The following is a 26,382-nucleotide window of genomic DNA, read 5'->3' as shown; positions in this document are numbered from 1 at the left end:
AACATTACCAGACCTTGTTGCCAACCGGGTGTCAGCAGTCTTTGAATGGGCCACCTAATCATCAGCCCACATTGCCACTGCCGCTTCGTTAGCCGCCGTGTTGCCGCACAAATTCCTGCTCAACCACTTCTGTCCCCCATTGGGTGCCAGTCGCTTCGTCGGTCAGCATGAACCCGTGTTTCTCATAGAGGTGGCGCGCAGCATCCAATCCCTTGAACGTCCAGAGCCGCGTGCGATCAAAGGCGTATTGATCCACAAACGCTGTAACCTTGCTAATCAGAAGATTCCCGATACCCATACCCTGCGCCTCTTTGCTGACAATAAACCATCGCAGATGACCTGTTCCTTCGCCCAAATCCTCACCATCAAGAGAAACCGATCCAAGCAGTTCATCGCCTAAGTAGGCAGAAAAGGTCGTGTTCATCGGGTTATCGATCCGACCCATAAACTCGGACATTTCAGTTGCAACTTTTCGTTCGAAAACCGAGCCAAACCAGTAGTATTGCGAGTAGAATGAGGCATGCAGATACGCAACCGATGCGATGACGCCCGAACGGTAGCCTTGATGCAACTCCACCCCTGACACAACTCCCGAGGCATGCTCAGGTTTTGCTCGGAGAGACTTTGCAAACAAGATAAGCCCCGTTTCGATTTGCGAGACATCGTCTGCTGGCAGCACATCCAAAGCTGAACGAAGTTGCCGCCGCGCATATTTTTCGACGTCGCCGAGCAGGTTTCTTCCGTTTGGCGTCAAGCTAAGTATGCGGGATCGTTTGTCGCTTGGGTGAGGTCCACCTTCGATCAAACCCTCATTTTCAAGTTTTTGAACAAGGCGACTGATGCTGGATTTTTCCAAGTGAAGAAGCCTGCCGAGATCGCCCGCATTTTCCACTGTGCCATAACCAAGCTCGATAATCGTATGCACAGCCGAGGGAGATAGCTCTGTGCCCGCCAATCCCTTCTGCATAAAGCCAAGCTCGCGCACGATGCTCCGTGCAGCAGAGCGCATTCTGTCGATACGGGGCGTTATGAGTGCGTGATTCATGGTTGTATTATACAACTAAAATCTTAAACCTGCTAGTAACAACGTACATTCCCCGCGTTGCAACAATCCGGCACTTTGGAGCTCACAGCTGGCCTCGGAGGCCACGCAGCATTTGTATGGTATCGTGGCGTGTCAACGTCGGGTTGTCGTTCTGGGAGGGCATGGCGGATCGGAGGATCAGTCATGGAAACACCAAATTTACCTGCCATTCGCGCACTTCGCCCTGCTTGGAACAAGGGCCGGATCGTCGGACAGAAACGCCCACTGAAACCGAAACATGTCTGGGCGATAAGAGTTCGCCTTGAACTCGCCGAAAACCACAGAGACCTCGCTCTTTTCAACATGGCAATTGATAGCAAGCTTCGAGGTTGTGACCTCGTTCGCATGCAAGTTGTGGATGTGATGGCGTCCGGTCAGATTAAAGAACGCGCGTCTGTTCTGCAAAGCAAGACGCAGAAGCCAGTTCGATTTGAAATCTCGGAAGGCACTCGAGCATCAGTTGCGAAATGGATGGAGGACCCTCTTATGGTTGGCTCTGAATTTCTGTGGCCAGGCCGCTTCCACGAGCGGTTACACATTTCAACGCGCCAATATGCACGGATCGTTCGCGATTGGGTTACATCTATAGGTCTTGAGGCAACAGCCTATGGTACGCATTCAATGCGGCGCACCAAGGTCACACAGATCTACAAAAAGACTGGCAATCTGCGGGCCGTTCAGCTCCTGTTGGGACATACCAAGATGGACGGTACTGTTCGATATTTGGGCGTTGAGCTGGAAGACGCTTTGGCCATTGCAGAAGCCACTGAGATATAGAATGGAGGGGCCGTCTTCGCGGGCGGCCCATAGCCGACCTTCTTCGCCTCACCGCCCCAATGCTGCGGTCGCAACCCGCATAGCGGACGTTGGTCGATACCGCAGCATTTCAAGAAGCCCAGATGACCGCAACGCGGAAATCGGATACAACGCAACAACGAGTAAGCCGCAAATTCGAGGGGATGCTGCCTCAGCAAACACCCGAAAACGCAGGGGCGGCTCGGTCCGCGTCCTGTGAATTCGCCAACCGAACCTCGAAGCTCTGCAATACAACCCGAATCTGACGAATGCAAACGCAGCAGTAAATTAGAACGGGAACGGCAGGAAAGGGCTCTTTCACGATAGTGGGTCAATCGTGACGCGCGAATCAAAGGGATCTGATGTTAGACAGAAACTTCGCAACAAAACCAGGCGCAGGACTGGCTGCCTACCCCATCGACACAAAAGCGGTTTTCTGAACCACCCTAAACTTTGCAACGGAACCCTGCCGGATACTTGCACCAACGCAAATGCCGGTGCATCCGGCGATTGTTCTGTGGCGGAAAACAAGACGTCAGCTGCGCGTCAACCTGCGGGCGGCCACGTAGGCTGATCGGCGTAGAACCTGATCCAGATTGATGGTGGTTTCACTGCCGCGGGGCGAAATCTCGGCCGCGGTGAAGGGATGGTTCGTCGGATCGATGATCGAGATCAAGGTCACCATGTCGGGCGTCGCCTCGCCAGACACCCGCGTGAGATCCACGAAATCAAAATTTACCACACCGGGGCGGCGGAAGCTCAGCGGGGCGCTGGGGTTTTTTGCCTCAATCAGTTGCAGCGCCAATCCGGCCGTCGCAAGCGGGATCTGGCGCGGGGTCGTTGCACCGTTGACCCCGTTCATGAGCGCGTTGCGAAGGTTGGCGTCGACAGTGATCCCGCTCAACGGCGTCGCGGTCGGGTGACTGAGGGCGAAAAGATTGACCCGCATGCCGCTCGGATCCAGCGGCGTGACATGTCTGTGGTGAATCTGGACCAGGCAATCCATGTCGCTTTGCTCGATCGTGGTGGTCTGAGAAGTCGCTGTCGAGAAGAAGTATTCGTCCCACGGCCCGCTCGGTAAACTATTTGCGTAAAACAGGATGTCAGGGCTGCTGTCGACGGCCAGTGCCGGTCCGGGCGGCGCTGCCATGGGTTCAAAGACGGGATCGGGAAGCTCTCCTCGACCGCCATCAATGGGCACGGCACGAATATAGCTGCGCCCCACGGTATGTGGGGTTGGCGAGACGTCACGCTCCCAAACCCCAAGCGATACCAGCGCTGCCCGCAAATACACGCGCGCGTTTGCGTCCGTGCCAGACCGGAACAGCGACAAATCCTCGACCAGAGTTTGCGGGAGGCCTTCCATGATCGGGCGCCAGGTCCAGGACGGGTGTTCACCGGACGTATCAATTTGCCCTTCGAACACGCCGATACGGGTTCCGGCCCAGACAGTATTTGGCGTTTGACGGTCAACCAAAACGGAATGGACCGACGCAGGCGTGCCGGATCGTCCGGTGGCCGCGTTTGGCGGGGTTGTCCGCAGACCGGTTGGGTACCAGCGCCCGCTGCCATTGTACCACCAAAGCGTGTCATAATCGGTATCGGGCACCAATCCGCCGCTCTCATTGCGTCGTGTGCGCCCCGAAGTGGCAACATAGAACGCTGTATCCGTATGCGGCGCCAGATCGGTCCAAACCACCCCGTCGTTATAAGGCAGGTATTCCAGAAACGGGTCCGGCTCATCGTCGCCTGCTGATGTGCCCGAGGGCCGTTCTCCGCTGACGATCGCGTCAGTCAGCGAGGTCCAGCTCGACGTCGCTGCTGAAAACTCGAACACGCGAACGGTATATTTGCTGAGGACCGCGATGCGGGTTCCTGCCGAGGTTGACGGGTTCCCGGAATTCAGCACCTCAATCACTGCAACGGGGTCCCATTGGTTGTTGTAGGTCAGACGGTCCTGATTGATGTCATTGCCGGCATTTGTTCCTGGAATGGTCGCAGATTGCGTCGTATGCGGATCGCTGCCAGAGGGCAGAGTTCTCCAGGTCATCCAGGCTGTGCTTGGCGGCCCGCCTGCGCGCCAGTTGTCGGTCATCCAGATTCGATGCGTTCCGATGAATAGGCGCGCCATGTTGGCGTTCCTGCCCGGCAAAGCCAGCGGCCCGGAATAGAAGTTTGCAATCGAACTTTCATCCCTTTCTTTTTGCCAAAGAGCATTCCAGGCGCGGCGCAATGCGGGTCCGCGCGGTTGACGCGCCGGAATAAAGTCCCAGTCCGCATTGATATACTGTTTGACCACATGGTTGGGCTGGGTGGGATGATAGGCGCAGCCGCCGCCGTCACCACTGTCCCGGCGCTGCCAAAGTCCACCGCCCACGCGCTCGATAAAACCGTTGTCCTGCAGCCCTGCTATCAGGTGCTCATCAAGCGTCGGATGCGAGCGCAAATAGCCAGGCTCAAGCGTGGGTAGGCCGACATTTCGCGATGTCCCGCCGCCACTGGCGGTATCGGGGCGGGTATAGACACCCCCATCGCACCCAACCCAAATTGTAGCGCCCGCAGGCCGCAGAGCATGGACATCAGAATGGATGCCCCCCCCGACATAGGTCGGATCGCTGACCGGCGGGCCGGAGATGGACACACCTGTGGTGCCTGCACTGGCTTGGTTCGCCAAGGTGAACCCTGCGTCCAGATCGCCCGCAGCCGCGGTGCCAGTGATTGGCAGCCGGTATATATGCGCCTCACCCCCTTTGCCTGCCCCCCCAACAAAGACAACATCGTTGCCAGAGCCATCATCAACAACCGCAAGGCTATTGTCGAAATGTGACTGGTCCGGCTTATTGATCAGGTAGTTGGTTCCATCAAAAGTCACGTTGGCGGTGTAGACGCCAAAGGGCCAATTGGCGATCGGCACCGCCGCGACCGGGGTGCCTGCAACACCTGCCGGTGTATGCGTCAGATCGATCAGCCACCCCGCTGCAAGTCCTTCCTTGCCCACAACAGGCTGCGTTTTCTTGCCAGCGACATAGATACGCCGCGGCTCGACCGGCGAGGCTGCAAAAACCAGGCGGTTGCCAGCCTCAAAATCGGTCGGCTCGATGCGCTGAAACGTCCCCGTGGGCCCCGAGGTTGAATGCCAGACCCCATCCACCGCATCGCCAACCCCCATCAGCGCGACGAATAACCCTTGCACCGTCCAGAGCACGTCCGTGCACGCCCCTTCGATGTCCCGGCCAAATTGGCCGCCAGTAAAGTCTTGATAGGTCCAGGTGGCGTCTTCAACGAATGGCCCGTCGCGCACAAACAGACCATGCGACGTGGCCGCGACGATGCGGGCGGTATCGGCCGCGGTTTGGGTCAGCGGTGTTGCCGGATCGCGGGCCAGGCGATAGACACCCATCCCGATCAGATTGACCGCCTCGCGCTGCCACCGGTTGGTCCCCAAATTGGCAAGCGTGGCCCCCACGGTCCCGTTTAACCGCAACACACCGATGCCGCCGTGTTTGGTGCCAGCGCGCGGGGCAAATCTTGGCTTCAACTCGCCGGTGCCAACATAAATCACATCGTCATTTGCGGTTGCACCCCATTCCACCAAAAGGGCGCCGACCGTCAGGATCAAATCGTCCCGGCTGGTCGCGCCCGAAAGGGCCCAGCTTGCCAGCGGGTCCCAGCTCGCGCCGCCGTCCTGCGTGGTCCAAACACCTCCGTTTGCGGCCCCTGCGTAAGCTCTTTGGCCACCCGGGTGCACCGCCAGGTCACGGATGCGGCCTGCTACGGTCGGAGATCCCGTGCCTGTACTCTGTCGCAGGATCGTGGGGCCCATGGGCAGCCATTGGCGCTCGGCTTCAAAACCGGCAGTGACGACATCCCCAAGCGCGTCCAAATCGCCCAAGCCACCAGGCACCGCAGTATCGGCATCGCGTGCGCTGTTGGCCTCGGCGCGCATTGCCACTGTTTCAGGCACTTTGCGCAGATCGGGGGGCCAGTCATATCGTGCCATCAACCCGTTCCTCCTTTGTCGTCTCCTCCTTCGCCGATGCGAATCCATCCTTCCTCGACCGAGACGGGTCCATCCGGCAGAATTGCGGCCTGGGTTGCCGCCAGTATCGGGTCATCCCGCCAGGTGATCGGCGTGTTACGGCGGGTCCATCGCTGGTCTTTGCCAAAGGCCGCAATCTTTGGCAGCCGGACTTTGTCTGGGTCGATAAGCACCGGGCCTATTCGGGCCGAAGGGGCAATCCGTTCAAGCCCCGGCGCCACCCAATCGCGCAAAAGCTCCAGAGATTTGCGCGGCAAGATGCCCGTCGTGGCGTTCACGCGCCCCGCCGGGTTCATCAGCAGTGTCAGTTGGACCCGTTGACCGGAATGCACGTTCAAACGCCCACCGCCTTCGATATAGGGCGACGAAAGCGGTGAGGGCTGAGCCAAGGTTGCGGACCCCAGAACCGCCCGAAATCCGCGACCTGCGCCGGTCCTGGGTGCCTGTTCCGCCACCGTTTTCTCGATCAACCTAAAGCGGCGGAAATCATCGCCGACGAAATAGCCGTAAAGCCCATCATGTCCTTTTGCCACTTCACCCAACGCGACCTCAAAAGCCCGGGATTTGACAGCCTCAAAGACACCCGTTTCGCTTAGAAGTTTGGAAAGCCCAATGGCCGTCTCATCGAAGGCATCGATCTTCGAAAGGTCCGTCGGGATATCCAGCCAGAGCGTGGCGCGTACCACTGCCACGGGGCGGCCCACCAGGCCCGCAATCGTTGCGTCCGATTGGACCTGTGCTTCGTCCACCCCCCACATCGTCGTATCGACGGCACGCAAAAAGGCCGACAGCGCGCTTTCATCATCAACCAGATCGGGATTTTGCAGGCGCAGGGCGTCCACATCGATCATCCCGCGGGCAATCTCGCCCAACACGCGGGCCGCAGGCGGCAGGTCTTGTTGCGGGTCATTCACCGCAGGTCCGGGCCGCCCGACCGCACCTTCCCAGACCAGCCCGTTGGTCACCGGATCTTGCAGCAACTCACCCAATGGATTACCCGCCGCATCGAACATCTCGACGGATTCGTCGATGAAATCCGGCAGGATATAGCCCGCGATGGGGTTCACACCGCGTGAGGGGTCGGATTGGTCAAGCTGCGCCTCGGCGGGCGTGTCAGAGGCATCGGCGGGATCAACAAACCGGAACATCAATCTGGCCGGAAGCGAAAGCCGTGGTGGCAATTCCAGCGCCGGACGGCCATCTTCGTCCTTGCTGGACAGCGCATGCGGGCGCACCACTCGTTCGGTATCAAGGTCTCGGAAGCGGCCAAAACAATCGATGACACGCGCACGCAGCAAAGAGATGCGCCCGCTGGCAATGAGGCGCGGCAACCCGGCGTCGCGCAAGGGCTCAGGCACGACCATGGATACTTCGCGCTCTTGCCCATCTGGCGCGGGCTCCAGGCCCAACCAAACATCGCCAAGCTGGTCCAGCGTTACCGAGCCGGTATCGGCATCTTCCAGAAACACTTTTAACTCCGCCAGGCGCGCTGCGTGTTCATCCGAAATCTCGCCCAGTTCGTCCTCGTCGCGTTCGTGTTCCGCATCAAGGTAATCGGCAATCAGCGCTTTCCAGGCATCGTGCAGGCCGTCGGTGATCGGTGCCCGGCCGCGCAGGACCAATGCCCTGCCATCACCCTCAGAGCGCCCCGCAAACTCGATCCGTCCAAGCGACCAGCCGGCCAGATCACTTCCCGGCTCCAGTCGCGCTTCCCATTCCAGCCAGACCGGCAGCCAGGGTTGTGCCCATGAGGTCACCCCAACGGGGCTTGGCTCTCGGCCTTCGGCCAGAGAATGGCGCAGCAACTCGTCGCGAATGATCCCCTGGGCATGGGGCGGGGCCGTCGCGGCCAGGGCGGGCGTTCCATCATAGACACCGTCACTTGTGAACCGCAGTGCGGTTTCTCCGCGTAGCCTTGTTTGCACGGCGACGGCCTCTGCATTATTGGTTGTGCGGCGCTGGATGGCGGCTTGCTTCCACGGATCAAGGTAGGGATCCAGAAGGAAACTATTCTCTATCAGGCGCCGGACCAGCTGGGGCAAATTGCTGCGGTTGGGCAGATCGGGAAGGTAATCTCGTGCCACAAACCGACGGCCATAGGCGACCTGCAATTCGCGCGCCCAGAGGCATTCAAGTTTACCGTCGCTCGAAAACCGCCCGTCGTTAAATCGGTTTGAGCGTTTGAAATTCCGCAGGCCCAGGATAGGCGCGGTGGCGCGATGATAACGCGGCGCGGGTCTTTGAATGCGTCTGGTGACCGGACCTTCGCGGCCATCGTCAACGCCAAACCGCTTGTCCTTGGCGCGTTTCGCGCTCTGGCGTAACTTGAAACGACCCGCATCTGTGCGGCCGGGTCGCGCGCCCAGCCACATGACCTCGGCCTCAGGCGGAGACGGTGAGGCAAGGCGTGCCGTTTTGGTGCGCAACGGACGGCCTGCCTGTATATCCGCTTGCCGCCGTTCGACGATGACATCTTCGTAAAATTCGGTGCCGCGAAACGCCTCGAACCCGTCTCCGTGTTCGGCTTCGTCCAGCGCCACCAGCCCATCCGGCTCGCCCAGCCGGCGGATCATTCCGTTGGCCACGGCAGTCAAAAGGCTTTCTGAGAACTCCAGCTCATCGCTGTCATCCAGGCCAAAAGTTTTGGACACCTGCGATGCGATCAATCGCTCTAATGTGGGGGCAAGCGCGACTTCTATGGCCTCACTGCGCGGCGCCAGATCCTTGCCGACAGGTCCTGTCAGCCGGACACCAAAAACGGACCCATGCAACAGCGTGTTAAACTGCCCGACATGCAACGGAACGGTCAAAATTTCCGGCCGCGCCGCGACATATCCGGTCGCCAAGGCACTTTGCGAACTGGAGAACGCCAGGGCAGAGGCAACCTCGGTCAAGCGCAGATCAGAGGTAACCGATGCCGCGGCAACCCCCAAAGCATCCGCCCTGCCCGTATCATTGGTTGATTGTTGACGCTGGGCGATAAACTGATTGTTCACTGCGTTAACCGCGCTCACCTGTTGGGCAACGGCCCCGTCCATCGGCGCGGGCGACGCGGTCCAGCCCAGCGAGTCGAGCACACGCGACACCGAAAACGGCCAATAGCTGGACGAAAGCGGATCAGAGGCGCGCTCGGACCACCAGCCGACCACAACATAACTCGCCAACCGGGACGTGATGGTGTTGGCATTCACACCCTCAAGCGGATCGAAAAACGAAAACCGGTTGCGGGTGGCATCATAACCAGCCGTCCAGCTGGGTGATCCGCCCACAACCCCGTCCAGCGCCTCGGGATCAAGCTGGTCACCATCGCCCAGGCTGGGGCCCTCCGGGAAATCTTCCAACTCATAAACCTGACCGGTTTCCGACGCGACCACCCAGGCATTCAGCGTCATCAGCGCCGAATTGGCGGGGCCGGTCATGCGCACCACAAGCCAGCGGTTCGGCAGGCTGCGCAACTGCAAGCCTTGTTCGTCGTCATCCGCCAATTCTCCCTGCAACAAGCCATCGGGCAACGCCCAGTGCAGATGGATACCCGGCGCCCGTTCCTCTGGGTCCGAGAATGGCGGTGTGGGGATGTCTTCTTCGCTGGCCGGGCCGCCCAATTCCATTGGCAGGCGCACATATTCTTCACTGTGGTTCGCCGGCACATAAAGCGCTCGAACATCAACAGGCACGACCAGCGCTGGCGGCGGAGGCGGTGGTATGGCAAACCGGTCGAGCCGATTGACAGCCGTATCGCCCAAATGCACCGCCATGCTCCAGGCCGGGCGGGCCAGAAGTGCTTGCATTAACCTTGGATCGATCGGGTCGGCCATGGGTCAATCCTCTTCCAGGCGCTGGCGCAAGATGTTTTCGAAATCTGCAACAACCGCTACATTTGGAACAAAGGCCGCATCCTGAAATTGCGGCGTGGTTGTGCTTTGGGCAAAGACCTGGCGGTACGGGAACCGCAGCATCTGCATGGCAAATTCTGCCCCATCGATATCTTCGCCGAAATCCTCGCCCGGGATTGGCGCCGTCATACCTGTGCCATCCGCGTCCGCAAAAGCCCGGGCTGTGTTGGACAGATCAAGCACGCCCGCCGCGCCGCGCCGGAACCGCACGGGGATTTGTGCGGCCAGGGTCGATGGCGCGGTCGGATCATCCTCGTCCGGCACGACAGGCGCGCCCGCGTCATCCACATAACCGGCCGTGCGCACGTCTCGCGCCGGAACAAATGCGCGCCACCGGCCGGACGATTGCTCTTCCAGACGCACGCCGAATTGCAGGCCCTGCCGCGGCTCTTCGATGTGCAGAACGTTGGGGATGCCGTCAAAAAGCGCCAAAATTACCGAAGGAGCAAGCCGTTCAAGGCGCAGCAGCTTGATCCGGTCCGAATTGGATTCGGGCAGAACCTCTTCGTCATGATCGGCAGGTTCCGTGTCATAGGCGCGGATATGCATGCCCGGCCAACCCGCCACCGCCGCCGACCGCATCAGAAACCCGGTCACAACCCCGGCCGTTCCGGTCAGCGTCGGTTCCGAACCGGGTGATCGGACGCGGCGCTCTGCCTCGTCAATTTCTTCTTCGATCTTGGGATAGAGCTTTTCCAACTGTGCCCGCTCCAGCGAATTGGCGGTGCCGACACTCAACGCGCCTTGCACCAGCGCATCCGTCCACGCGCGATCGAGATAGAAGAACCTGATGGATTCAACGGGTAGAAAATCCGCATCGGGCACAAGGGTGTTAAACGGCACACCCTCCAACATCCGCAGGCGCGCCAGAAACTCCAACACGCTGTCGGTGGCCACCGTCTCGCCATCAGGTGATGCCAGGAAGAGTTCATGTTCCAGAGCGGCACGTGCCTGGGCGACCCCAAGGGTCTCACTAAGGCTCATCGTCGGTTCCTTTCCAATCGGTCTTCCAAAAAGATATCGAGGTCATCGATGTCACCAACCGCACCGAGATCGCCACTGGCCAGCGCATCAGCACCGATGGCAAATTCCACCAGTTGTTTGAGCCCGACATCCAGCGTATCGACCAGCTCAGTCTCAAGCCTACGGTCCAGAGTCACCTCTCCAGTGCCAGAAACCAAGGGTTTCGCGGCCATAAGCGCCGTCACCGAGGCAGTATCGGTGGGCCGCGCCTTCAGCCCTTCAAGCACCCCTGGATCAAACTCAAGCCCCTGAACCAAGAACTCCAGCGGATCACCTTCAAGGTTGGGCACGGGGTTTCCGGCGTCGACCCGGGGCCGGAGCGTGGCAATGGTTTTCTCTGGCGCCTCTGCCAAGACGCGGATCAAATCCGCTTCCAGGGCCCGCGCGAAACGCCCTCGGACCAAATTTTCCAAAACGCTTGGATCGACGGTCGCCACGCCGCCGGCAAAGAGGCCAAGATTTCCCACCACCGCAAAATCGAGCCCTGTCTTGGCGCGCGCGGCGCCGAACCGTTCGGCCCGCCAACGTTTGAGCGCCGCGATGAAAGACGGTTGCGAAAGCGCCAAAAGTCGCCCGGTCTCAAACGCCACTGCCAGCGAGACGTCTTCCTCTCCACTGGGGGTCATCAGGCGCAAATGGTCGCTCACATGCGCCAACGCGTCATCACCGACGCCGGGAATGTCACGGCGCACCCGCACCGGTGAAAACGGGCCACGGTACCAAGCGGTTTCACCGTCTCCGACGCGCGTTCGATACGGCAGGGTCAGATGGCCGCTTTCCGCCACGTCCAGAGGCAATCGGGTGGATGGCGCCGCGCCGGAATCCGCGCCGCCGCGATCAGGCGTGCAGTCAGCCAGAGGTCGCGCAAAACCGCTGCCGGTGCGCCGGCCCAAGAGCCCGACATCCAGATTCCGCATCAGCTGCTCAAAACTACCGGCCCCACTGCAGGTGAACCGCCAGGAGGTCAGTACAGGAAACCGTAGTATCCGTTCCTGAAACACGACCTGTGGCGGAATGGAGAAGCCACCAAACACGCCTTTCACCTGAAAGCTGTTCTCCAACGCGCCGCTTTCCAGCGCGCTGAAATCGCCGTCAAGCATCGCCGCCGAGCTGATGGGTCCCAGTGCGCTGACGCCGTCTTCATTGGCGCTGGCCCGGTCGAAGAGCGCCCCGTCGTGAAACACCACTTCGCCGCGTCGGATCGCTTCGGCCATGGCGTCACCGTCACGCACATCCAGGTTGCGCGGCTCTGGCACCGCTTTCAGCGGTATCGCTGCACCATCAGAGATCGCGGCGTTCACGGCTGTCAGCTCGGTACTGAAAACCAGGTCCGAGAGGTCAAAAAAGTTGCGCGGCGGCAAGGGTTCTGGCAATTCGCCCAGCTGACCTTCAAGATTGATCAGACAGGCCGTGTATGCCTTGGGCCGACAATTCTCGCGATCGAACTGAGGCATGCGATTGGAAATGACCACCGCCAGAAAGCCATCATCATCACCCATCGCGGCCTCGGTATCGTCGATATTGACCTCGCGCACATGGGTCAAAAGCGGCAAATCTTCGACCGTGGGGAAAACATTTCGAACCACAGATACTGGGACCGACAACCGTGTCGCCGTCGGCACGTCTTTGTCGCCGGGCAGATCGACACCTTCGCTTACGCAATCCTGCCAGGGAATGTCATGCTCGATCTGACCCTCGCCTTCGGCAATCACCACCAGGGCCAGCCAGGGTGTGCGCTCACTGGTGATCTGATCTCCAAACGCGGTCTCATCTGGTGCTGCCTTGCGATCCCACGGCAGGGTTTTCTTCTTGAGCACAATCTGCGGCAGCCGGGCCTCATAAGCGCCTTCGGAATTGGCCGGCGGGAAAGTCATAAGTGCTTGATCGGGCGGTAGTTTTAATCGGGGTGCCGTCACGTTGAAATGAGTCTGAAGCGGGCGGACAGCCAGCTCATCTACGTCGACGCCATCTTCTTCGGCCTCGATTTTCAGATCGCCTTGCAGCCGGTACTTCCCCGCCTCCAGCGCTGGGACAATGCTGTCATAGAGAAAGAAACGCCCTCGCGCGACCATGATCAAGGTTCTCCGTTTTCAAGTTCTGCGGTTCGCGGGGTGACATCAGCGGGCGGGCGCCAGCCGATTTTGAGCGGTGCCTTGCCAGTGCGCACAACCCCGACCGAGAGAGATACGCTCTCGTTCACAAGCCGCGAGACAAACCGCTCGGCTGTCATATTGGCCGCCATGACACCGTCCAGCCGCCCCGAGGTCAGCCCCGACAGACGCACGACGAAACCGGCTTTGGATTTGATGGTGTAGACCACCAGCGTCTTGCCATCATAGGGCACCAGCATCGGGCGTTTCTCGACGATCTCTGCCCCCTGGAACGAAATGGCCAGCGCCGAGAGTTCCTGCTCGGTCAATCGGCCATCAAACAGCACCGCAACGGCGCTGGCGGCGCGGTCAAACTGGGTCTCTACCAGCGTGGCCTGATCGGTCATATGCGCGGCACGCAGCCAGCCTGTGCCGCCTGCCCGACCGCCTCGAACGCGGCTTGCGCCCTCGGCCCGCAGGATGGCACCGCGACACAGCGCCATCGAACGGCCCAGATAGGCCACTGACTGTGCATCCGTCCAACCCGCGATTTCTGCCGAAGCCTTGCCATTGTCGCCCGATATCACCGCATAGGCCGCTGTTTCGGCAGGCAAATCAAGGCTGCGTTTCGAACCGGCATTGTCCAGCAGAACCCGGCCTGTCAGGCCAATGGCCAAGACCCGCGCGGCGCCGCTCAGGGTCAGACGGCCAGCCGATTCAAATCGACGGGACCGCATGGCTCCCGGCAAGTCAAAGACCACCACCTCGCCGGCTGCCAACCCGCTAGTTTTGTCCGCGGATTTGGTGCCTCGCGGCCCGCGCGCACCCGCCATCGCGGCGATGCCTGCAAGATGGTTGCGGGTTGCACCGGTTGACCGTTCGGCACTGGCTGAAGCATCAAGCCCCGCTGCTTTCGTGCGCGGCACCCGACCTTCTGCGGCGATTGTCTTGCCGACCTGCGCCGGGGCGGTGGCAGTGCGCAGCAGGAATGCCGGCGCCCTCACCCCTCGTGCGGCCAAAACCGCATCCAGTGACGGCGGCTCAATCCGGCTGAGCCCACGGGCCAACTCTGGGGGCACACGCGTTGCGCGCGGTGTCAAAACGCCCTCGGCCTCCGCAGCTACAACGCTTGGCAAGCTCAACTGGCCACGCAGGCGCGGCTGGCCAAACTGAATGTCGCGGCGTGGTCTGACCTCTCGAACACGCTCGTCCTTGGAGCCGCGCGGCGCATCCGTGACGATCCGTTCTGTCAAAAGCCCGACGCGCATCGGTGTACGTCTGGCCTGACGCCAGGCCCGCGCGCCCGTGGCACCTGTCGGACGGCGCTCGGCGGTCTGGAATTCCGCCGCCAGCGCGATATTTCGGTCCTCTGCAATCGAGTTCAACAATGTGAGATGCGTGGCAGCCAACCCGACGATTGATCCAAAGAAAAAGCCATTGTCGCGCAAGGGCAGCGGCCGGCGAGGCCCGGCCTCAACCTGATTGAACGCCACCCCGCCCGTTTCGGGATTAGGACGGCGGCCAAAGAATTCCGGGCCAAAGCTCAGGTCGACGCCTTCGGTTGCCTCGATGATCGCGCCTTTGGGCACCTTCTTGTCATCAAGGCCTTGCGGCGGTCCCCAGACACCGACGGGGAAAGCCCCGGTATCGCGTGTGCGCAGTTTGATCTTATCGACATCATCCAGTCGTTCTTCGTCAGACCCCGGATCAATTTTGAGCAGCGACAGTTCCAGCGTGACTTCAGAGACGACCAGATTGGATGGTGCAACGCCAAGCGCCCCAGAGGGATCGCGCTCGAACAGGTTCTGACCCGGACGGTCAATCACAGTAAGCGGGATGGTGCTGGTGATCGACAGCTCAAACTCGCTCATGACATCAAAGGGCTTGGACAGGCTGCCGTCAGCGGTGTCCGATGCATCACCATTCCCGCTTGCCGCTGGCAGGGTGCCGCGCCCGGTGATGCCCGACAGCGCCTCGGCCCGGTTACCGCTAGCCAGTTCCAGATACTTGGCCGCGAAATCGACCCAGGTGACATATTCCGGCTCGGGGTTGTCCTGCTTGCCAAACTTGACGGTGACGTCGATGGGGCCGACCTTGACCCGCGCTTTGCCGTGGAACTCTGGCCCTGCAACCTCGATTTCCGCGCTCAAGCTAAACGACAGCTTGATCGTCCCGAACCAGGTCTTGATCCGAATACCTGCCGAAATGCGCACATAGGCATTGGCCAGGTATTTGAACGGATCAAAGTAGACAATCGCGTTCACGCCCCAACCGAGCGAGACAAAGACCGGGCCGAATTTGGCTGTTGCCTCAAACGCGCCGCCACCCATCACCGCCTCAGACGTCAGGGCAAAGTAGTTCTCTGCCTTGATGACGATGTTCGATGAGACGGACCAGTTATACCCCAGACGCGGAACAACCGGATAGCCACTGGCCTCAAATTCTGGGTGATAGCCGCCAAGGGTCAGCACGAACTGGCCTTTGTTGGGGCCTTTGAACCAGCTGACATAGGCAAAACCACCTGTCAGTCGGGCGCTTTCATGCAATAGCCAGGAATTGTCGGTCAGCTGGGCCTGAATCCAAATCACACCCTCTTCGGTGGAAAAGCGTGCAAGCAGTCCAAGCTCGATCGAGACCAAGGCAAAGCCCGGGCGTGGCAGCGCCATGCGGGCCAGGCCAAAAATCGACAATTCAAAGCCACTGCCAAATTCCACTGCGACAACGGCGATGCCATCGACCAGAGCAAATGAGGTAAAGCTGATGCCGGCTGCAAACCAGAACTTGCCACGTATGACCGGGAATGTGCGCCGGACCTCTTCGAGATACGCAATGACATCGGTTGGCAAGTCAGCCGCCGGGTCCAGCGCCTGGATCAGGACAAAATCGCCAAAGTCACTCAGGTCCGTGGGTGGAACCAGATCCCTGTTGATGCCAAAGCCGCCACCGATCCCGGTCAGGAAAAAGGCAGGCGCGCCGCCGATGGGCCCAAGGAATGACCCCACTGCGAAGAAGGACGTATACCGGCCTTGGTCGTCCGATGCCGAGGCATAACCGCCATAGATCGACAGGCCATAAACCGCAAAGCGAGCGGCCAGCATGCCGACATATTCGATGTCGTCTTCGTCACCGAACTTGCGCAGACCACCTGCCAGCGAGATGCCCGAAAGGTCAGCAGAGACGCCCAAGCCAGCCAGATCAGCCCCCCAGGACGCGCTGTCAAATATCCCGCCCTGATCGGTGCGATAGATAAGCTCTAGGTCATCGACGCTAGCGGCAAGCCCGGCAATGGTGACCGAACCATCAAACAACAGTGAAACGGACTGCAGACCTGCGTCTTCGTCAGATTGCGCGCCCAGGCCGATCTGATCGACATAGAGCGGACCAAAGCCCTTGCGGATCGGCAGCCACCAGGGGCCTGATCCCTCACCTGCGCGGAAGCCAAAGCGCAAATCGCCCGAGTTCAGGGTTTGCACCGACAGCGCCGGGCTAAAGGCGGGGGCCAGGGCGGCATTGCCGTCATTCGTTTCGCTCAGAAGGCCAGAGGCCACGGCATTGTCGGAAGAGCCGCCACTGACAGCCGCCCCGATCTCGGCCAGTTCCACCTGGGCACCTCCGCGAAGCGGACCAGAGCCAACCTGCGCAAAGGCGTGAATCGCGATCGACCCCAATGAAAGCGGGCTTTTGATCAGCGGCGCGTTAGAGCTGCCGATGCGCAGACCAATCCCGTTGACCGACAGGGCCGGAGCAAAATCAGGCGCGGCGCCACTGATATTCAACAGACCGATTTCAAGACCAGGGTTAACATCGCCCACAATCCAACGGCTGTCATTTTCCAACCAGATCGCAATGTCGCCGCCAATGACTTCAAAACGGTCAATGATGGTCACCGATAGCCCAACAGAGCCGCCGAGATTGGCCAAACCGATCTCAACCGCATTATCCACGGTGATGCCCGGCCCTGCATCAGCAATTTTTTCGATCAGCGTCAAAAGCCGCACAAGCTTGGACTGCACAAGATCTTGTTGAGTCTCGCCGACCCGTGGCAGCGCGCGGAAGAACTCGGCATCAAGCCCGCCACCGGGTGTCAAAATCACGTCGGTCAACACGTCGCGCATCGTGTCAGAGCCGATGTCGCGGTCCAAAAGTGCGCTGACTTCATCCAGCCCCAAGACAAAGCCGCCCAGCAGTTCGATGGCCAGATGCATAAGCCCCGCGGCGATCTCTTCCGGCGTGTCCCCACCCACGCTGGGCGAGAATGTCTGTGAGGTAAAATTATACCGCAGGCGGAAGGCCTGATCGGCACTCGCATCAAAGGCCAGCCCCGTGCTCAGCGTGGATGGCGGCGCGCCGCGACCCACATCAATCTCTGTAAAGGGTCGCAAGATCACGCCATCGGCCACGGGTATCTGGGCGGGGCCGATCATGGCCGTCAGCCGGTTCAGCCCGCCATCATCGACGCTCAAGCTGGTCTCGATATCGCCGACAAAAGGTATCCCGACCAGATCAGCGGTGAATTCGACCTCCTGGGTGGCTGTGAAAAGCTCGATTTCAAGTGTCGAGCCCGGCGTGCCCGCATTGGCCACCGATACGCGCAAGCCCGTGCCGGTGTTTGCCACCGACAGACCGGCTGGCAAAACAGGGTTCAATGCACCCAAGCCCGATGACACAAGCGCTGGCCAACGTGCGGCCAGGCTGGCAACCGGATCAGCAGCCCAGGCCACCAATGCTGGACCGTCAAACGCACCGCCTGACCGCAAGGCCAGCGCATCACCCACGTCGCCCAGCAACGCGCCAAAGGGTGACCCGGTATCGACAATAGCGTCCAAAACTTGCGGCAAAGCTGCTGTAACGGCAGTGGCCAGCAGATCCGTGAGGTTGGGTGGCCCCGGGTAGATCTCGATATCCGGGCCCGCATCAGGCCGCAGGAACACCCGCAGATCGCTGCCCGTCAGTGTCAGATGGGCGGCCTGCCGATCACCAACCGCCCCGGGTACGCCGGCAAAAAGAGAAATCTCGGGCCGAGAAGGCCCGGCCGCAATCGGGAACCGCAGGCCAAAGGCGCCGCCCAAGGCGATACTGCCCGCAGGCAAAAACGCACCCGGGTCCAGGGCAAAGTCCAGAACCAGGCCGCCATCGTCGCGGGCCCGCAGCGCAAAGCCCGGTGCGAACTCCCAAATACCGGAACCGCCGCCCGTTCCCACCAGCGGGCGCAGCGCGTCCATAATGGCGATAACTCGGGGCGCATGCAGACCACCGCCAGGCCCGCCCAAAACCGAAGCGCTGGCGAACCACGCGCCCGGATCAACAAAGAGAAGCGGCGGCACCCGAACCGGATCTGGCGTCAGCCCAAATCCAGCAAGCCCCGCATCAACGATCCCGGTCACGATCGGGTCGATCTGGCGCAGCCCGTCAAGAACCTGGCTCAGGGCCAGCGCAGCAAGGGTGGGCGGCAACGCCCGGACCAACGCGGTTGGGTTTGGCGCAGGCCAAAGGGGGATTGCGCTCGGGATATCCGGCAGATCGCCGGGCAAAGTTATCTCTGCCGTAAAGGGTGCCAGTCCCAGTTGTAGGCCTGGTGTCCCCTCTGCCCCGAAATTCACAGCGCCAGAAACAAGTCCATGTTGGCCCAACACCGCGTTCAGCGACCAAGCCCCAAAGGCGAAATCTGGTGCGGACCCCTCCAGCGTCACACTCAACTGGCCTTGGTCGGCGTCAAAGCTCAGCCCGGCCCCTGCCCCGTCAAACAACGTTTGCACAACGTCCATAAGCGCGCCACCGAGCGCGGGGTCGGCCAGCGCCACCTGCAGCTGCGCGGTCGGTTCATCGACCCAATGGGACAGCGACAGCGCGTCGAACCCGTCATCAGCCCCCAGAATGCCGGTCGCACGCAACAGCGCGATAAGCTCGGTCAGACCGGGCGTGGGCAGGGCCACGGCTTCGGCTACGATCTCACCGAACAGCGCACGAACGGCTGGGGCGGTGGGGGCAATGCGCGGAATCCCCGGCTTGGACAGCGTGTCCGCCGTAACCACGAGCCGCGCGTGGCTTTCCCCGAACAAGCGCGCGCCATGGAGAATAACCTCTAACCCGTCGGTGCCGCTTTCCGAGGTGCCATCAACCCCGACGCAGCCCGAGAATGAAATGGACCGCAAACCCAAGGGTGCATCGCCGTGATCCATCGGCCCGCCCACCAGCCATCCCGAACCACGAGAGAGATGGCCTGACAGCACAACCTTGCCAGCCGGGCGGAACTCCGGCTGGGGGCCAGACGCGCCATCGCGATTCAGTCGCGCCGAGAGCAATTCGACCAGGGCGCGTCCCTGGAACCCGATTGCCCCTGCCGCAGGGGCGTCACCCAGAGGAACATGCAGCCCGATGCCCATGCCCTCAACCTGCGTCTGTCGCAACACATTGGCCCGGGCCACAGCAAAGGTGCTGAGCCCTGCAGCCGCAACTGCGGTCATCGCCTGACGCACGCTGTCCTGTTCAAGAACGCCGTACAGCAGGTGGATCTGCAGATCGCCGCGTCGCGCCCCAGTCCAACCTGCAGGCGGCGCCAGCTCGTCCAGCGGACGCCCCGACAGGCGGTCGCGGATCAACCGCCGCCCCCGCGCCAAATCTGCGTCGTCCGGCTCGCCCGGGTCAACGGGGGGCAATAGTTCATTGAGACGGTGCAGCGTCTCGGTGGTTTCAAGGTCCAACGGGTCAAGCGCGGCCGTCGCCAGACCCGCGATCAACAACTGGTTGGGCCCGGAAGGCAATGTATTCAGCGCCAGCCAGGCGCCATGGCCCGCAGCCCGGTCTGCCAAGACGGCCGCGCCCGCGATGCCACCCGCCTGTGCCAATGCATGGGACAACCGCGCCGCCTGTCCTGAGGCGTCGTCCTCTTCCGTATCCGGACGGGGCGCCAGCAGGATCGTCCAGGTGCCGCTGGCATCTCCGGGCACTTGCGAAAACGCGGTGGCCTCCCGGTCTCGGATCCGCAAATCAAGCAGGCGGGCCGGGTCAACGCCCTCGGGAACCGGTGCAGTTTCAGACAATGTACAGATCACAAAGAGGACGTCTGGGGCCGCCCCCAGAAACGGCGTCACATCCGAACTCTCGATCAGGCTTGTGGCGTCGGTATCGCCTACAACATGCAGCACCGTACCCGGTTGATTGACAGCGGGGCTGACCAGCCCATCGGTGCCCGTCCAGCCTGTTTCCAGTGCCAAGAGGCCAACGGCCAGTTCCGCCGCGCCCAGCCCCGAAAGCAGCGTCGGCAGTTCAGAGGCCATCCCACGCGCCAGTTCATCCGGTTGCAAACCCGGATCACCAGGGCGCCATGTCCGCAGCGGCAGTGACGAGAAACGGTCAGGCTCGGCCTCGGATCGGTCGGGCAATCGCCATGCGGCAATACCCGGACCACTGTCAGCGCCAGGCAGCAGCAGACACCATGGATCCGACAAGGTACCGGTACCCTCCACGCCACTTGTTCCGGCCCCAAGACGGGCGGTGAAAACCTGCAGCCGTTTCGTTACCTCTGCAAAGGGGTCTGCCAGCAACCGCCCCAGCCAGTCACGCAGGGCGGCTTCTGGTGCATCGATCAAGGCCGACAGTGAAAGCCGGTGCGGGTCAGGCCCACCGAGAACAGGTGCCGCCCGTCGCCACCCCAGCATATCCACCAAATCAACAAGAAAGTCGTTGCCGCTGCGCTCGGCCAAAAGACCCAGTAACCGCTCAATCCCATCCCATTGCGCACCCGAAAGCTGGTCCACATCCATGCCGCTTGAAAAGTCCGGCAATTCCAGCGGAAGGCCGATGCCATCCAGCGACACCGTCGGGTTAGGTGTATCAAATTCAACCGATACCCGATCCGCTGGCCGCCAGCGGGCCACCAGGCCCAACCTGTCGGTCTCAAGCGTCAGGCCAGTGCCGGAGGTCCGCAACCGCAGCCCGCCGCGGGCCCGTCCGTTAAAGCCGGCCTCGACCTCGGGGATAAACGCGGTGGCACCTGTCGACAGGTCGACCTTCACAAGCGCAACGCGCCCCCGAAATTCGATCACGGTGCAACGCTGCCCCAGATCGTCAACCCGGCTGAGCCACCCGACCCCAATCGCCAGGGCCCCATTCGCATCGCGCCAGATCGCCACATGCGCCCCGGGCGTGATCGACAGTCGCCAAGGATCGACCTCGGTTCCCGCGCCGCTCACATCTGCGGCACCGGCCAACAGCGTGCGCAAACTGCCCAACACAGCGGTGACATCACCGCTGTGGTTTTCGAGCACGTCAAGCCAATGGGCCCGCAGCTGCCCAAGCGGATCGCCCAGGAAGGTGACAGGATCAAGCGTAGGGTACCCGGCCCCTGCCCCCGCAGGCGCGCGCCAGCCCAAGACCACCCCGATAAGCGCAGCACCGGGGCCAAGGTTGGACAACAGCTCGTCCAAGAGGTCGGTCACCGTTTGCGCCGCAGCCGCCGCCACCGCGTCTGGGTTGGTCAGATCCAACCAGGGGTGATTGCTTTGCGCCACTGTCACGTCGCGCGCAGCAATAACCACCGCTGGTCTGCGTTCTTCGTCCAGTGCCAGCCCAAGTATCAGCTCTGCGACCGACACGTTGGGCATGGCCTCTCCGCTCAGATCAAAGCGCAGGCTGGTTTCAAGCTTTGGAACCGCAGTCGCGGCGCCGGTGGCCAGGCTCAGGTGCAATATGTCAGCCGAAACGCCCGCCTGTGTGATCCCGGTGGTGGTGGAGAACCCCAGCGATATCCTGATGTCCGGTCGCGCCTCGGGCCCGTCTTCTGCACGCAGACCGATGCGAATGGTTGCACCGCCAACAGGCAGGTCAATGCCGGTGGCATCTGCGGTCGCACCTGCACCCAGAATATCAGCCAAAGCCTGAAGCCAGCGTGTCCGCGCCGCCGGAGCGCCCAACAGTTGCGCAACCCAATCAGACAGCGCATCCGCTCCGCGGCTCAGAAGGTCGGCAACGGGAAAGGCCGGAATCTCGGGCGCGGTGCCCAGACCAAGCGCGTCTGCCAGCGCACGCACCTGTGCGCCGCCTGCCCCGCGCAACTGCGCCTCGATCAGCGCCAGGATAAGTTCAATGGCCGACTCGCGGAGGGCATCGGGATTGCCCAGCGACAGCATCATGTCACGCGGCGTGGTTTCGCCGGGCAATTGCAACCCACCCAAGGATAGACTCACATCCGGCGCACCGTCCGCAGGGTCGGTTGGGATCGCAACCCGCAACCCGATCCGCGCAAGACCAGCCTCGCCCGGAGCGGGTGGGGCAGCTACGGTAATCTCTGAAGACAGTGCGATGACGCCGCCGGGTTCCCCGGCCAGGAACGGATTAGCTGGTGCGGGACCAGAGCTTTTGGCAGCACGAAACAGTGGGAACAGCAGCGATGACCTGCTGTCTGCAAAGCCGCCACCCGTATTCACGACCACACCCAGGAAGATATTGACCTGCCCCGCCGGGCGGTCATCGATCACCAGATAAAAGCCCGCGTCGATCCCTGGCTCGACCTGGTCGGAAAACAACTCAATCCACTGTCGCCCATCCGGGTCTCTCTCGATCCCGCCCTCGCGAACGGCGGCGACAAACTCAAGCAAGGCCTGGCGCTGCGCGTCATCGGCCAAAATTGTCGACAAGTAGTCCTGGGGATCTGTCAACCAGTCGCCGTTGAAATCACCCTCCGCCGTCACCAGGCCAAGGGCGCGCAACAGCGGATTCAGATCCCCAAAATCATCGGGCGAGAAGGCGTTCATTTGGACCCCCCTCGAATGCGGAACCGCGCCTGCGACTGCACGACCAAGGCGCCGTCTTGCAGGCTGAGGCCTTGTGCCACGAGGCGTTTATTTGAAACGTCGCGACCAGAGGCCCCGGCGATACTGTCAGCGACCTCCAAGACCATCTGATAGGCAAAGGCGATCAGGGTCTCACCCCAGATATCGGCAATCAACGCATCGCCAACGGGCCTGTCGGGGGCCGCCGCCACAAGCCCCGCGACCCGTTCAGGGTTTCCCATGGCAAAGGGGACAATCATCTCGGTCCGGCCCGCATCAGTGGCCACAGGTATTGTAACGCTCAGCACGTCTTTGCCTGTCTTGGTCGTCACCTCGCCGACAAAAACGACAAGCTCGCTGGTGCCGTCATCCCAAATGATCGGCTTGGGTTTTGGGTCATCTTGATTGGGTTTGCCGCCACTCTTACCGACAGCGGCCAGTTGCATCAGCGGTTCAAGGATTTTTGGCGCCAAAGGCAACGCGGCGCCCAACGCCCCAACCGCGATTGGTTCGCGTGGTAATAGCTCTGGCAGCTGTTTTCGCAGACCCGCCAACGCGCCGTTGGCTATCGCATCAAGCTCAAGACCTACAGAAGGGGTTTTCAACTCAGCCTCAAGAAACCCGCCAAACACACTCACATCAATTCGAGGGAAGTCAGGAACAGTTACATCGCCTGGCCGGTCGGGATTGCCTATGTCGTCGCTGTCAGTCCAGAGAAGGTCTTCTAGTCCACGCCCATCTTTCAGTTTGATTTGCGCCAGTATCCCGATGGCGTCTTTCAGTCGAATAACCTGTCGATCTGAAAATCCAAGTTCGGAAGCCTGTTCGATCACGGCTTCAAACTGTCCGGAACCGTCACGGGCCAATCGCAAATCCAAGGCGGTGGTTTTGCCGTGCTGAAGGCCCTCAAGCAATTTTGAGGCGTCTTTGAGCAAGGACTTGCCTTTATCGCTGATGGTGGGCTCGTTCAAAGCCTGCCCGATCAAATCGCGCAGCGACAAAGAGGTCTTTTTCGGCCGGCCGGGTGGCCGCATGACGTAACCCTCCTGTCACAACAAAACAGAGCGCTGGCGGAGCGCTTTTTCGTTGGTTTGGTTTTTGAAACGTCCGGCGACCGGGCGTAGGGTTTTTTACCGATTCAACATTTTAAGAATTCGGTCTGCGGTAATGCCAAGCACAAACCAAAGCGCAAGAAAGCCAACAAGTTCAAGGCTAAAGCTGCCCCATTTGAAATAGGTCTGGGCAACCACGAGCGACACAGCGAAAGGAACAAGCTCCCTTTCAGCTACCGATCTTAAGCCAGGGGATGTCAAAAGAGAGAACATGAATCCAGACTCAGTAGCGACGAAATTATCACGGTTGTATCGCTTAGTTTACCTGAGGTCAATTTTATTGACGAATGCGGGCGCCCTGACCCGGCCGCGCGCGCCTCTACCCAAGGCTCATAGCGGCCGGATTGGGGTAGATAATAATAGGATTGGTATTGCCAAGTTGTTTGAGGATGCATGCAAAGCGTTGCGTTGTAGCGTTCAGACTACCATTTCTGCGGTGTCCTTCATGCTGGCGCAAAGCGTTGCCTACGTCTGCTGGAAAAGTCAACCGCCGGTCCTTTGTGACGTTACTTTCAATTGCAACAAGGGTCCGCCTTAGGCTGAGCTGCGACCTCCACTTTCGAACCCGATATCATGGGCCCGATCTTTCTCACGCCTTTGCTGACGCCAGCCGTTCCATGGCGAGTGTAAGAGGCATTGACCGTATCTCTTCCTGCCCCGGAACTTCCTTGTCGCCTGCATCGACAAGTATGCGTTCTGCGACGTCCAATTCTTCTGTGGCGATGTGAAGCTCACCAGAGATGCAGCTGGACCCGTTGTCGCTGAGCAGGCGTGCTTTGTGCAGCACCGTTGCCTGATCACAACCTGAGGCTTGCAAGGCAAGGTCCAGCGTGTCGGTCACATCCTCGGTCTTCATTCTCGTGTAAAGCTTCCAGGCGATGATGTAACGACTGTAATCGTCGAGGATCGTGGACAAGTAGAACCACCCCCACTCGAGCATCAGTTGCGAAATGGATGGAGGACCCTCTTATGGTTGGCTCTGAATTTCTGTGGCCAGGCCGCTTCCACGAGCGGTTACACATTTCAACGCGCCAATATGCACGGATCGTTCGCGATTGGGTTACATCTATAGGTCTTGAGGCAACAGCCTATGGTACGCATTCAATGCGGCGCACCAAGGTCACACAGATCTACAAAAAGACTGGCAATCTGCGGGCCGTTCAGCTCCTGTTGGGACATACCAAGATGGACGGTACTGTTCGATATTTGGGCGTTGAGCTGGAAGACGCTTTGGCCATTGCAGAAGCCACTGAGATATAGAATGGAGGGGCCGTCTTCGCGGGCGGCCCAAACCGGTCACTCGACTGGGTATTGAGATGCTGCGATCGCAGTCCGCGTTGCCGACATTCGCCGCATGTGCAAAGTTTTGAGATTGCAAACTCACAGATTGCGCAACAATCCTGCCGTTACCAGCGTAGAACTCAGTTGTCGCTCGCGAACCAAAGCTGACCTTGCGTATTCGCAAATCAAGCCGGAACAGGCTAAAAAAATCGTTTGGGTACCTAAAGTACAGCCAAGTAGGGTCCTGATCCGGAACTGCGCTTTGAACACTTCAAGCCGGGTTACCTACTAGCTCTTTTTGATAACCAAATAGTGCGGGCAACCCGCCCGTGTGCAGTAAAACGACTTTCTCACCTGGTTTTATCTTTCCACGTTCGATCAGGTCCAGCAAACCGGCGAATGTTTTGGCAGAATAGACTGGGTCTAGAAAAACCCCTTCGGTTCGGGCCATTTTCTCCAAAGCGGCGCGTGTTTTGGCATTCACTTTGCCATAGCCTGGCGGCAAGGCTTCATCCCAAACATCAATCCTGTCTTGTAGAAAACCTGCGTCGATATTCAGCAAGTCCGCGAGATTCTGCAGAACGGTTTTCATTCGAGCCTTTTGCTTTTCACGATCCCGGCGCACGCAAATCCCAAACACCGAGGCAATGCTTTCTTCCAGCGCCAATCCGGTTAGCAAACCGCCATGTGTCGCGCCGCTGCCTGACGGGACAATGACCGCATCGAAATCTGGCATCTGCTGGTACAATTCCTGCCCAGCGACGACATAACCCAGGGCTCCTAGGGGTGGATGATGCAGGCCAAGGTGAATAACGTAAGGTGTGCAACCTTGGGCTTTCAATTCGTCGGCGCGTGCATGCAACGCCGCGTCCGCTCCGGGTTCGTCTTCGCCCTCGGGGTAACTCATTTGCTCGGCACCCAGGATTTGTGCCAAGAGTACGTTTCCGGACGCATAATACTCTGATCCCATGTCCGGCACACGCTCTTCCAACTGAAGCACCGATTGCATACCCAGTTTGGCCGCTGCGGCGGCTGCAGATCGCACAAAATTGGATTGAACGGCGCCCGTGATCAGAATGGTATCAGCGCCTTTTTGCTGCGCATCTCCAAGATAAAATTCAAGCTGCCGTGTTTTGTTGCCACCAAAACTAAGCCCGGTCAGATCATCACGTTTCAGCCAGAGATCGATATCCAGCTCGGCCGATAGGTTGTCCAGGTGCTCCAAAGGTGTTGGGCCAGACATGAGTTGGGCACGTGGAAATCTGTTCAGATTTTCGTTTCGTATCATCGTGTGA

At 60.3% G+C, this 26,382-nt stretch carries 9 protein-coding genes and 2 pseudogenes; 2 read left to right on the top strand and 9 right to left on the bottom strand.

Annotated elements, in window-relative coordinates; translation table 11 throughout:
- Positions 1-88: 88 nt before the first annotated feature.
- Entirely contained in the window at positions 89-1,045 is a 957-nt protein-coding gene (locus RUM8411_RS08800; RefSeq protein WP_234995179.1) for a helix-turn-helix domain-containing GNAT family N-acetyltransferase, read from the bottom strand.
- A 183-nt stretch (positions 1,046-1,228) separates the two neighbouring features.
- Between RUM8411_RS08800 and RUM8411_RS08795 the strand changes: the two genes are divergently transcribed.
- The gene (locus RUM8411_RS08795; RefSeq protein WP_085822311.1) at positions 1,229-1,861 is read left to right on the top strand and encodes a tyrosine-type recombinase/integrase; all 633 of its coding nucleotides are present in this window, start codon (positions 1,229-1,231) and stop codon (positions 1,859-1,861) included.
- A gap of 553 nt (positions 1,862-2,414) precedes the next feature.
- Here RUM8411_RS08795 and RUM8411_RS08790 read toward each other — a convergent pair.
- From RUM8411_RS08790 to RUM8411_RS08760, 7 genes and pseudogenes are all read right to left on the bottom strand, one after another.
- On the bottom strand, positions 2,415-5,879 hold the full coding sequence (locus tag RUM8411_RS08790) for a hypothetical protein (RefSeq protein ID WP_085822310.1): 3,465 nt from the start codon (positions 5,877-5,879) through the stop codon (positions 2,415-2,417).
- Positions 5,879-9,733: a hypothetical protein gene (locus tag RUM8411_RS08785; protein ID WP_085822309.1), complete on the bottom strand. Its 3,855-nt coding sequence runs from the start codon at positions 9,731-9,733 to the stop codon at positions 5,879-5,881. Before RUM8411_RS08785 ends, RUM8411_RS08790 begins: the two co-directional genes overlap by 1 nt.
- Before the next feature lie 3 nt (positions 9,734-9,736).
- Entirely contained in the window at positions 9,737-10,795 is a 1,059-nt protein-coding gene (locus RUM8411_RS08780; RefSeq protein WP_085822308.1) for a hypothetical protein, read from the bottom strand.
- Positions 10,792-12,906, bottom strand: a complete 2,115-nt coding sequence (locus RUM8411_RS08775) for a hypothetical protein (protein ID WP_085822307.1) — start codon at positions 12,904-12,906, stop codon at positions 10,792-10,794. Before RUM8411_RS08775 ends, RUM8411_RS08780 begins: the two co-directional genes overlap by 4 nt.
- A 2-nt stretch (positions 12,907-12,908) precedes the next feature.
- On the bottom strand, positions 12,909-22,676 hold the full coding sequence (locus RUM8411_RS08770) for a DUF6603 domain-containing protein (protein WP_085822306.1): 9,768 nt from the start codon (positions 22,674-22,676) through the stop codon (positions 12,909-12,911).
- The gene (locus tag RUM8411_RS08765; RefSeq protein WP_085822305.1) at positions 22,673-23,728 is read right to left on the bottom strand and encodes a hypothetical protein; all 1,056 of its coding nucleotides are present in this window, start codon (positions 23,726-23,728) and stop codon (positions 22,673-22,675) included. Before RUM8411_RS08765 ends, RUM8411_RS08770 begins: the two co-directional genes overlap by 4 nt.
- An 805-nt stretch (positions 23,729-24,533) precedes the next feature.
- Positions 24,534-24,746, bottom strand: a pseudogene (locus RUM8411_RS08760) (DDE-type integrase/transposase/recombinase); the annotation flags it as partial.
- On the opposite strand from RUM8411_RS08760, the pseudogene RUM8411_RS08755 reads away from it, so the two are divergent.
- Positions 24,737-25,066 (top strand): annotated as a pseudogene (locus RUM8411_RS08755) (tyrosine-type recombinase/integrase); the annotation flags it as partial. The pseudogenes RUM8411_RS08760 and RUM8411_RS08755 sit on opposite strands and share 10 nt — an antisense overlap.
- A gap of 292 nt (positions 25,067-25,358) precedes the next feature.
- Here the strand turns inward: RUM8411_RS08755 and RUM8411_RS08750 are convergent.
- Positions 25,359-26,330, bottom strand: coding sequence for a D-cysteine desulfhydrase family protein (locus tag RUM8411_RS08750; protein WP_234995178.1), 972 nt, complete (start codon positions 26,328-26,330; stop codon positions 25,359-25,361).
- Between the last annotated feature and the right edge of the window lie 52 nt (positions 26,331-26,382).

This window comes from Ruegeria meonggei (assembly GCF_900172215.1).
Lineage (GTDB): Bacteria > Pseudomonadota > Alphaproteobacteria > Rhodobacterales > Rhodobacteraceae > Ruegeria > Ruegeria meonggei.
The sequence above is the reverse complement of the archived record's forward strand: the minus strand, read 5'-3'. Positions and strand labels throughout refer to the sequence as shown.

Bases quoted from the DNA above. Each gene is read 5' to 3' on its own strand.
- RUM8411_RS08800 (WP_234995179.1), bottom strand. From the start codon at position 1,045: ATGAATCACGCACTCATAACGCCCCGTATCGACAGAATGCGCTCTGCT.
- RUM8411_RS08795 (WP_085822311.1), top strand. From the start codon at position 1,229: ATGGAAACACCAAATTTACCTGCCATTCGCGCACTTCGCCCTGCTTGG.
- RUM8411_RS08780 (WP_085822308.1), bottom strand. From the start codon at position 10,795: ATGAGCCTTAGTGAGACCCTTGGGGTCGCCCAGGCACGTGCCGCTCTG.
- RUM8411_RS08785 (WP_085822309.1), bottom strand. From the start codon at position 9,733: ATGGCCGACCCGATCGATCCAAGGTTAATGCAAGCACTTCTGGCCCGC.
- RUM8411_RS08750 (WP_234995178.1), bottom strand. From the start codon at position 26,330: ATGTCTGGCCCAACACCTTTGGAGCACCTGGACAACCTATCGGCCGAG.
- RUM8411_RS08765 (WP_085822305.1), bottom strand. From the start codon at position 23,728: ATGCGGCCACCCGGCCGGCCGAAAAAGACCTCTTTGTCGCTGCGCGAT.
- RUM8411_RS08790 (WP_085822310.1), bottom strand. From the start codon at position 5,879: ATGGCACGATATGACTGGCCCCCCGATCTGCGCAAAGTGCCTGAAACA.
- RUM8411_RS08770 (WP_085822306.1), bottom strand. From the start codon at position 22,676: ATGAACGCCTTCTCGCCCGATGATTTTGGGGATCTGAATCCGCTGTTG.
- RUM8411_RS08775 (WP_085822307.1), bottom strand. From the start codon at position 12,906: ATGGTCGCGCGAGGGCGTTTCTTTCTCTATGACAGCATTGTCCCAGCG.